The sequence below is a fragment of the candidate division WOR-3 bacterium genome, from assembly GCA_016934535.1.
In the GTDB taxonomy this organism is placed as follows: domain Bacteria; phylum SDB-A; class SDB-A; order SDB-A; family SDB-A; genus JAFGIG01.
The window spans coordinates 1-10,020 of sequence record JAFGSQ010000017.1 but is presented as its reverse complement, the minus strand read 5'-3'; the positions used below and the strand labels follow the sequence as shown (position 1 = coordinate 10,020).

Annotated in this window: 7 protein-coding genes; 6 read left to right on the top strand and 1 reads right to left on the bottom strand. The window is 46.0% G+C overall.

The features are described 5' to 3' along the window. The first annotated feature begins 116 nt into the window (after nt 1-116). Genes JXL83_03680 through uvrC form a run of 4 tightly spaced genes read left to right on the top strand, consistent with a single transcriptional unit; the run spans nt 117 to nt 5,048 of the window. Entirely contained in the window at nt 117-314 is a 198-nt protein-coding gene (locus JXL83_03680) for a 4Fe-4S binding protein (protein MBN2363211.1), read from the top strand. Further along, complete coding sequence (locus tag JXL83_03675) at nt 298-1,491, top strand: NAD(P)/FAD-dependent oxidoreductase (protein ID MBN2363210.1); 1,194 nt, start codon at nt 298-300, stop codon at nt 1,489-1,491. Before JXL83_03680 ends, JXL83_03675 begins: the two co-directional genes overlap by 17 nt. 16 nt (nt 1,492-1,507) lie before the next feature. Beyond that, complete coding sequence (locus JXL83_03670; protein ID MBN2363209.1) at nt 1,508-3,265, top strand: S8 family serine peptidase; 1,758 nt, start codon at nt 1,508-1,510, stop codon at nt 3,263-3,265. Nucleotides 3,266-3,278: 13 nt separating this feature from the next. Further along, the gene (gene uvrC / locus JXL83_03665; protein MBN2363208.1) at nt 3,279-5,048 is read left to right on the top strand and encodes an excinuclease ABC subunit UvrC; all 1,770 of its coding nucleotides are present in this window, start codon (nt 3,279-3,281) and stop codon (nt 5,046-5,048) included. A 25-nt stretch (nt 5,049-5,073) separates the two neighbouring features. On the opposite strand, the gene JXL83_03660 is transcribed toward uvrC, so the two are convergent. Beyond that, entirely contained in the window at nt 5,074-7,110 is a 2,037-nt protein-coding gene (locus JXL83_03660) for a DUF2817 domain-containing protein (protein ID MBN2363207.1), read from the bottom strand. A 95-nt stretch (nt 7,111-7,205) separates the two neighbouring features. On the opposite strand from JXL83_03660, the gene JXL83_03655 reads away from it, so the two are divergent. Beyond that, entirely contained in the window at nt 7,206-7,721 is a 516-nt protein-coding gene (locus JXL83_03655; protein ID MBN2363206.1) for an O-acetyl-ADP-ribose deacetylase, read from the top strand. A gap of 23 nt (nt 7,722-7,744) precedes the next feature. Beyond that, nucleotides 7,745-9,958, top strand: coding sequence for a hypothetical protein (locus JXL83_03650; GenBank protein ID MBN2363205.1), 2,214 nt, complete (start codon nt 7,745-7,747; stop codon nt 9,956-9,958). The last annotated feature ends 62 nt before the right edge of the window (nt 9,959-10,020 follow it).

Here is a 10,020-nt window from a genome sequence, read left to right as displayed (position 1 = left end):
ATAATTTTACTTTTGATTATATTGCTCGCTTTGAGTATAATTCCTTCCATTACAGCGTATTTCATATACGTCAGAACCGTCGGCAGAAACCTGCCCGAATTGCTTATGGAGTGAAAATGATAAAAATATCGATCGACCATTTAAAATGCAGGGTATGCGGCGGCTGTGTCGCCGTGTGCAAACCCCTGGCTCTGATAGTCAGATCAGGAAAACTGCATTATTCACCGAAAAAATGCGTGTCCTGTTTTAACTGCGAAAAAGTGTGCCCCCAAGGCGCGATAACTGCCGGAGCCGAAGATGAAGATAAAAAGTGACATACTCGTAGTCGGCTGCGGACCCGCCGGTGCAACTGCGGCGAGATTTTTGGCTCACGAGGGTTTTAAGGTCGTCATCGCGGAAAGAAACCGCGAAATTGCAAAAGACATAAGGTGTGCCGAAGGCTTAGACCTGCCGACCATAAGGGATGTCGTCGGCGACATACCAGAAAACCTGATATCCTGTAAAATTGACAAAATAATTATAGACTACAAGGGCGAAAGGGTGAGGCTCAAAGCTCCGGGGCACGGCGTCATTCTCAACAGGGCTCTTTTCGACCAGCACATCGCTTTTTTGGCCGCCAGAGAGGGAGCCGAAATAATTTTGGGCTTTTCTGTAAATGAATTGGAATCAAGGGACGGTCTTTGGACGGCAAGAGGAACCAAAGACGGATCCACCATAGAGGTCGAGGCGAAAATTGTAATCGGAGCCGACGGACCGGAATCTGTTGTTGGCAAGATGGCCGGCATAGACACGAGCATTGCACCCAAGGACATTTATTCCTGTTGTGAGGTCAGAGCCGACGTCTCAGGCAGGGAGGAGGATGAAACCCTTCTTTTAGCCCTCGACGAAGATCTTTTCACGGGAGGATACGCCTGGAGTTTTCCCAAGGAAAATCACGCAGCGAACATAGGCCTCGGCATAAGAGGCGACGCAGGAGGCAAGAGAGCGTTCGAGAGACTCGGCGAATGGCTGAACAGGGACTTTCAGGGCGTCGGAATTGTATCGGAACTGGCCGGAGTTGTGCCCGTGAAAAAAATGGAGAGAATTTCAGCCAAAGGTGTCTTTCTCGTCGGAGACGCGGCGAGGCTGGCCGATCCTTTGAGCGGAGGCGGAATAGGCCCCGCTCTGACATCAGCAAAGCTGGCGTCCGAAATAGCGACGAAACTTTTGAAAAAAGACAAATTGGAGGATTCCGGCATATACGACAAGGCGTGGTGGCACGGAGAGGGAAGACAGTTCGAACAGAGACTTTTTCTCAGAAATATTTATGTAGCCAACGACAAAAAACTTCTACCGCCCGTTTTCGAATGGGCTAAAAAGAATCTCGACGGAAAGAATATTGAAGAGTTTTCGGCGGACGAAATGCTTCTGGGACTGATTAAATCGGTTCCGGTTCTTTTTAAAATGTCATCGTCAATAGTTCCAACCCTCATGAAAATGGTTTTCAAGTAATTTTAACGGAGGAAAAATGAAAAAATTATCAATTATATTAATGCTGTTTTCTGCTATGTGCATCGAAGGAGCAGATTACTGGGTTTTCTTCACCGACAAGGACGTCGAGAGAAGGGGAGGAATTGACGCAGTGCTGCAAGAGGCCGAAAACCTTCTCTCCCCGAGGTCACTGTGGAGGAGAACGATAAGAGGTTCTGGGGTAACTCTGGACGACGCACCTCCGAGCCCGTTTTACGTCGACGAAGTCAAGAATTCCGGAGCGGAAATAATTGGAAGCTCGAAATGGCTGAATTCGGTTGTGGTAAGAACTGACGATCCCTCGGTTTTACAAAACATAGAAAGACTCGGTTTTGTAAGTTATATTGACAGGGTAAACAGTTGCGAATCCGAATTAGACCAGACCGAAATTTATAAATCATTTGACAGCGATCTTATATACGGACCCAGCGAGTTCCAGCTTTCGTTCCTTGGTATTAAACAATGCCACGATGAAGGATACAGAGGCGAAGGCGTCATCATATCAATATTCGATTCAGGTTTCAACAGGACTCACGAAGCGCTTAAAAGGTTTTCAGAAGTTGACAGCGTCAAAATATTTGACGAGTGGGATTTCGTCAACGGCAATCATTCTACGGCTCAGGGGGATCCGCTCGACACAATAAATTACCCCGATCCCCTCGGTGAATTCAGGCACGGAACCAGGATGTTCGGTCTCCTTGCGGGTGATAAATCCGGAATGCTGATCGGAGCGGCAAAGAATTCTTATTACTGCCTGTACAAGACAGAATGGTACGACGGCAACAGCCTCGACGTGGTTCATGAAGAGCACTGGTGGGTATTGGCCGCCGAAAGGGCCGACTCGGCGGGAGCGGACATAATATCTTCGAGCCTTTCTTACAAAATATTCAGAGACACTCTCGACTGGTCATATAATTCCATGGACGGAAACACGACTTACGCGGCGAGAGCGGCATTTTTAGCCTCAAGAGCCGGAATAGTCGTCCTCACTGCAATAAGCAACATAACATGGACAAATACTGCGATGGAGCCTGATCTCGACACTTGTATAAAAACGCCGGCTGACGCCGACTCCATATTGACTATGGGCGGAACTGATTCGACCGGAGCTCATTACAAGAGATTTTCAACATCCAACAGCACATGGTACGCGAGCGCGTGCGGACCGACCGTAGACGGAAGAAGAAAACCCGAGGTCTCAGCCTCCTGGTGGGCTCTGACAGTTGAACCTAACACCGGCGATAGCGGCTACAGTTATGCGGGCGGGACATCATGCGCGACGGCAGTCACTGCCGGAGGCGTCGCCCTTCTTCTTCAAGCGCATCCTTCGTGGAGGGTTTCGGATGTTATTAACGCGCTCAAATCAACTGCTTCACAAAGCTCCAGCCCTGACGACAGCACAGGATGGGGCGTAGTTAATATCTACAGAGCTCTTCACAGTCAGACCCCTGATGTAGAACCTGTAACCGAAAACTCGATACAGCTAATATATCCTAATCCTTTCAAGCCTTCAAACACAGATGTTTTGTGCATTGAGTACATCCTGCTGGACAGAACTTATGCCAGCTTTTACGTGTTTTCACTCGACGGTACGATGGTTTGGAAGTACGAGCTCGGTGTGATAGACGACGGCAGACACGTTATGTACTGGGAAGGGATGAACGAGAACAGAGACTTCGTCGCCTCGGGCCTATATTTTCTTGTTCTGGAAACCGGATACGGCAAGGACATAGCGAGAATAGCAGTTGTGAGGTGACAAGCCTTTTCTTGTGAAAAACAAAGAAAAGATAAAAGAAAAAGCCAAAAACGCGCCGGACACACCCGGCGTGTATATTTTCAGGGATGGAAATGGAAAGCCTCTTTACATAGGCAAAGCGAAAAGCATAAAAAAGCGCATAGTAAATTATTTCAACGAAGATAGCCCGAAAAATTTTCATCTTCTGAAGTTTTCACGAAGTCTCGATTTCCTGACTCTCAAGAACGAGCAGGAAGCGCTGATTCTCGAAGCCGACCTGATAAAATTCCACAAGCCTAAATACAATGTGCTTCTTAAGGACGACAAGAGGTTCCCATACATAAGAATTGATTTCAAGGAAAAATGGCCGTATCCGGAGGTCGTCAGGAGAGTGAAAAAGGACGGGGCTAAATATTTTGGTCCATATCTCAAGCCCAATTCACTTAGGAACACGCTGTTTTTGTCGAGAAAATATTTCAGGTACAGGTCATGCAAGGGGCCGCTGCAGTCGAAAGAATGCCTCGATTTTCACATAGGGCTCTGTTCGGCGCCTTGCGCGGGAAAGATAACTTTGCCCGATTACAGGGAAAGTATGAATTCATTTGCCGGTTTTTTATCCGGAGGAGTCAAAAAGCTTATAAAAAAATTCGAAACTGAAATGGCTGAATTGTCCCTGAAAACAGAGTACGAAAAAGCGGCGGAGAAAAGAGACGCTATAAATCACATGAAGAATGTCATGTTCGGAGAGAGAGCCATTTTCAACGACGGCAGGGACAGGGATCTTTTGGGATTCGCGAGAAGGGGGAGAAAGGGCTGTTTTTTCGTCATGCAGATAAGGGAAGGAAGACTCCATGAAGCTTTTCCAGTGATGACGGATATTTTCCAGGAGACCGACGACGATGAAGCCCTCGGCAGGTTTATCGTCGATTTCTACAGGTCGAGACAACCGCCCATGATTATTTTAACCGGCGCAAATGTTCAGGAAAAAAAACTTCTCGAGGAATGGATAAAAGAGACTCACGGGGTCAGGACATCAATAAAGACGCCGAAAAACCAGTTTGAAAAAGAAAAAATTGAAGAGACGTCAAAAATCGCCTTGAGCGCTCTGGTACCTGTAAAACGAGGCGTCCCTCCCCTGTTAAGGGATTTCGCCGTCGCTTTGAAACTCGAAAACACTCCGGCTGTGATTTACTGTTTCGACGTCTCGCACACCAAATTCAGGGAGATAAAAGGAAGCCAGATATGTTTCAAGAACGCGAAGCCGAACAAAAGCATGTACAGGCAATACGACATCCCGGAAGGTTTCGACGATTTGAAAGCGGTTGGATTTATCGCGGAAAAATTTTCAAACCGTGTTATATCCGGCGACCTTGAAAAACCCGATCTCGTCATTGTAGACGGAGGACCCGAACAGCTCAAATCGGCTGTTTCGGCAATGAAATATTCCGGTCTTGACGTAAAAACAATTTCGATTGCGAAAAGACTCGAAAGCGTACATTTCGAGGACGGAAATATGATGACATTTCCCGGTTTTTCTCCCGTACTTTTTCTTCTGAAGAGAATCAGGGACGAGTGTCACAGGTTTGGTATTACCGCTCACAGGAAGAAAAGGACAAAAAATTTGTTCAAGTCCTCTTTTTTGGAAATTCCCGGCGTCGGAGAGAAGACGGCCAGAGAGCTGAGAAAAAAATTCAAAAATACAGAAAATATCAAAAACAGTTCGATAAAAGATTTAACTCAAATTAAATCCATAAGCGAAAAAAAAGCCGCCACCATACTCGAATTTCTAAACAGAGAAGAATAACTTTTCCCGCTTCTACCAATCGTTTTTAACGGAACAAAAGTATTTTATACGATTCGGAAATAAAATCGGTTTCCACTATCAAAAAGTAAATGTTTGAACCAGTCATCTCTCTGCCGAGTGTGCTGTTTTTGATGGAGTATGAAGTGGTTCCGGCTCCGGCGGTTATATCATCTGACGCGACAACTCTCCCTGAGACGTCAGCAATAGAGATTTGAACCCTGATGGTTTCGGTGCTGAGATTTGATATCAAAAGCTCTTTGTCCGAAAAAAAGCCGCCGGTCAGAGAAAAAGAGACGTTTCCTGGTGTGACGGGATAAACCGGTTCTTCTATCGAATTTGGCTGATTGATGCCCTGGACGGCGTCGAGGTCGTAGCCCGGTTTGGCTCCCGAAGTCGAACCTCCGTCGTCCATTATTTTCACGTACCTGACCTGCGAAAGACCGGTCGCGGAGATGTCGAAACTGTCCGTACCCGAGATTTTTCCCAGATAAATCCACGTTCCGGCGTATTCGGGAGTGTTGCCAACATAAACGAAACAGGAATCAGCAGTTCCGTCGTTTGCTTCGCAGACTTTCAGATCGTATCCCGCAACGTCTGTCACGGGGAAATTTTCTCCGAAATCTATTATCGCGTAGCCCTGCCTGTTCATAGACATGGCAATTCCATCAGCGGGTCCCAGGGCGTCGAAAGTGTAAGTGGTGTTGCTGAAATTGCTGTATTCCTGTCTCGCGCACATCATTCTCATTCCGAAACGGCTGTCCGATGGTGCGAGATGGAAATCCTGCCTTATTGATGTGTCGGCTAAAACCTGGACAGAAAAAGTCTTTGAAACATGACCCGGCGCGTGAGCAGTTACTGAATAAGTTCCCGGAGAAAGGATTTTTTGATAATCGCCAGACAGAGCGCTCGAATTGACAGGCCATTTCGGATCTGAACCTTTTTGAAAGAAAAGAACTGCCTCGACAGGCTGTCCGGTGACGGAGTCGAGCACGTAGCCCTGTATGCCGTATCCGGCGAGTTTCGCGACGTATTTCATCGCGCCCCTGTTTTTAAGGCATTCCGGGTCGGGATCTCCAGGCATCTGAGATTCTATTGTCACGGCGAGAATGCCGAAAAGGCCGTAGGTTGCGTCCTGGCATGAACCCGCTATCTGGTACCAATCGTAACCTTTTATGGGCGTGTAACCGGTTGAATCGGCGTATGGAAGAGAGAACATGTTCACCACTTCGTAGTAATCCGGCACAATTCTCGGAGAGTAATCCCACAGGTAATTGACGTAAGAAGCCGTCGAATGATAATCGAGTGTAATTGAATAGCCTGTCGAGATGAAGTCGTCCCTCATCGTTCTGGATTCAGGTTCAGAAAAAGGATTCGAGGCGCCGCTCTCGTTGAACCAGTGGTATCCGTAGTCGCGGTTGAGATCTATATTGTTGGCGTTGTATCTCTGATTCAAGACAAAACCGTCGGGATTGACTACCGGGACGAAATATATCTCCCTGTTGTCTACGAGAGATGTCACTTCGCTCAAGACGCCGTAGTTCTCGCAGAGATAACGCATGAAATACAGATTTATCTCGGTCGAAATCTTTTCGTTTCCGTGATGACAACCGTTGAACTGAATCCTGCCTTCGAGTTCGTTTTGGCCGGGATTGTCGCTGATTTTAACTCTGATGATGGGTCTGTTTTGAACTGAAAAACCTATGGTGTCGCACTTTGCTATGTTCGGATAAGTTTCTGTGAAAGAATCTATCTCGCTCATGACTTGTGACCAAGTGTGGTAATAACCGTCAAGCGGAGCGCCGAAAATTTCATCCTGCGAGGATTTGGTTATCACGTAACCGAGAGAAGCGACTTTTGAAGCAGAAATATCGTCTGCCGCGACGAAAATATTTTTGTCGTTTCTGCCGACTATCAGAATCCCCTCGACACTCCGGATTCTATCAACGTCCAGTCCAGACTGAGCTAAAATTGAATAATACGAATGATATTTGTACCCCTGGGCGGGTAAAATACTTGATAAAGCTAACATTATAAATAGGACGGAAAATGCGAAGACTCTCACGCAACCTCCTAAAAATATGTGATAAAATCCTGGTGCTGATTTTTCGGATTATATGTTAAAATTTTTATAAAATCCACAATGTTTTTGAAGGGTAAATGAAAATTTCTGCCGTCAGAGGCGACATAACGAAAATTGAAAGTGAAGCCGTTGTCAACGCGGCGAACGAGGCTCTTCTCGGCGGGGGAGGAGTAGACGGCGCAATCCACAGGACCGCAGGACCTGAGCTTCTCGATCACTGCAGAAAATTGGGTGGTTGTAAAACCGGCGGCGCCAAAATCACTCCCGGTTTCAAGATGAAAGCGAAATACATAATACACACGGTCGGTCCGGTGTGGAGGGGAGGAGACAAAGGAGAAGCAGATCTTCTGGAAGATTGCTACAAAAACTGCCTTCTTCTGGCGGAGGAAAACAAGATAAAAAAAATTGCTTTTCCAGCTGTGAGCACAGGCGTTTACGGTTATCCTAAAAATGCGGCCGCAGAAACAGCGGTGTCAACCGTGTTGAAATTTTCTGAAGAACACTTTTTTCCAGAAGAGGTAGTCTTTGTCTGTTTTTCAGACGAAGACCTGAAAATTTATCTTGATGTGCTTTCAAAAACGGAGCGCATCTGAGCATCGCGACAGAAATATTCTCGGTGCTTGAAAAAAATCCGAACCTTCATTACAAGGATATATCGGATCTTCTTGCAAAATCGGGCATTATAGTCAACCCGGGAACTGTCAACGCTTTGATGAGTCAGGACAGCAGATTTGAAAGCGACGGAAACGGTGTTTGGAGAGTTGTCGGCAGGTCGGAGAGCGAGCTCAGCCTCAAAAACGAGATAGCGTCCATCCTCGAAATCAGAAAAAGACCGATGTATGTGCCCCAGATAGTTGCTTGTCTGGTCGGCTCAAGGCATATAAAACCGCAGGATGGATTCCAGGTGAAAAAAGTCCTCGTAGGAAACAATTTTGTCAGATGGGGAACTAGCGATTATTTTGCGCTGAAAAATCAGGACTTACCGACGGCAAACATAGGGGATTTTTTTTCTTCAAAAATAATAGAATTTTTCAACGAACACAAAACACCTGTGCACAGAAACAACCTGGCGGAGCACGTCGCCGTTTCTTCTGGAATTTACGTCAATCCCGACGGCGGTTTCTACGCCGAGCTTTCCAGACTGATAAAGCGAAAAGCGGTCACTAATCTTGGAAAATCAATAATAGCCCCTGAGAAATCAGCTTCGAGGCATTTACAAAGCAATGTCACTGAAATGATTCATTCGGTTTTCGCCGAGAAGCAAAAGCCGATGCTTTTCAGGGAATTAAAAAAAATTCTCGTCAGTAAATTCGGCATCGAATTCAAGTCCAACACCCTCTCGTCTGCCCTGACTGAAGACAGCAGATTTGCCTCTTCTCGAAGGGGATTCTGGCACTTAAAAAAATGGGAATACGAGAAATCGAGATCCCTCTACCAGCCCGGAGCGAGAAAAGATTACACGACCAATCCTGTTTCGGAAAAATCCCTCAAAGACGGCTACATAGTCCTGAGGCCGCTTGTCTACGAATTTTTCCCCGACACCGACACGCAGATAATAATCGAAGTTTTTGGAAAAAAAATGCTCGTCGATTACGAAGAATCCAAAAAAAGACTCTGCCGCGCGCAAAAGCTCATAGAAAGCCTTGAACTTTCCAAAGGAGACAGACTGCACTTCATTTTGAAAGACGTCAAACTAAAAGTGTACGCTCTGGAAGCAGAAAAAGCCGGATCTTTCGCAGACGAAAGCGTGTCCGGACAAACCGTCATGAACGTGCCGTCGAAATCTTCCGAAGGGGTATTGTTCACACTCAGGGACGTATTAACTGATTCGACAAAAGAAAAACAAAAGGGAACTGTTTTTTCGGCGGACGGAGGCCGGGATGTGTGCCGGATGCTTTCCGGGGCGGGGAGATCGGTTTCGCTTGTGAGCGCTAGATTGTCCGAAAAGATAATCTCTGAAATTTCTTTTGAAAACAGAAAACAGGAATTTTTGTTCGTAAGAAATTTTAAAACGAACCTTGCGGCAATGAGAAAAACGTTCAGCGAATACTCCCGGAAATTCTATTTTTCGGGCAGGAGTTGTTCTTCCTGCGGATCTGAAAAAGTCATTTACAGGCACGTAATCGGAACGGACGCGGCGGAACTTCTCTGTTCAAACCTTTTGTGTCCGTTTTCTTCAATAAGGAAAGCGTCACCTGTTAAATTTCACGAAAACGATTTCAGAGCTTTCAAGGAACTACTGGACTCGTGCGAATATGACGGAGGTTATTTTTTAGTTAAATTCAGGGAAGTCAACCTGACGACGGCCAGGAATGCTTGGGCCGCCGCTTCGATAGCGAAAGAAATCGGAAAAATTGAAGATCTCAATTTGAAGGCGATTTTCGCGGCGTCACTCATCAGTTCTGTTGAAAAAAATGCGGCAAAAGAAATTTTGTCGGACGTCAATTTGTTTTTCTACTTTTTTCTTGAGGCGTCTTCTTTTTTACGTTCATACAAGGATTTTATCAGGTTTCGGAAAAAAGACGAAGGAACCGCGGATTTCGCTGTTGTACGCGACGAACCTGAGAATTTTTATAAAAATGAAGAGACTTCGCGACTCATAGCGGATACACTGGGAATTGAGTACAATAAAACCGAACCGTTCGAAGAACCGGCGAAGAAAATTCTTGTAAAAGTTTCCGGAGACGTGTTTTTTGTCAGAAAAATCAAATATTATCAAAATGAACAAACAGAAAGCGGGATTGCCCGGTTTCTTTCCGGAAATTTCAAGGAAGTTCAGAGGACAGAAAACGAATACGAGGGTGAAGAGATCATAAAATACGGGAGATAATGCCGGAGATGGGAATCGAACCCATATGGAGCGAACCCCGCTGGATTTTGAGTCCAGTGCGT

Coding starts and splice junctions, on each gene's coding strand:
- JXL83_03670 (MBN2363209.1), top strand. CDS start 1,508: ATGAAAAAATTATCAATTATATTAATGCTGTTTTCTGCTATGTGCATC.
- JXL83_03675 (MBN2363210.1), top strand. CDS start 298: ATGAAGATAAAAAGTGACATACTCGTAGTCGGCTGCGGACCCGCCGGT.
- JXL83_03680 (MBN2363211.1), top strand. CDS start 117: ATGATAAAAATATCGATCGACCATTTAAAATGCAGGGTATGCGGCGGC.
- JXL83_03655 (MBN2363206.1), top strand. CDS start 7,206: ATGAAAATTTCTGCCGTCAGAGGCGACATAACGAAAATTGAAAGTGAA.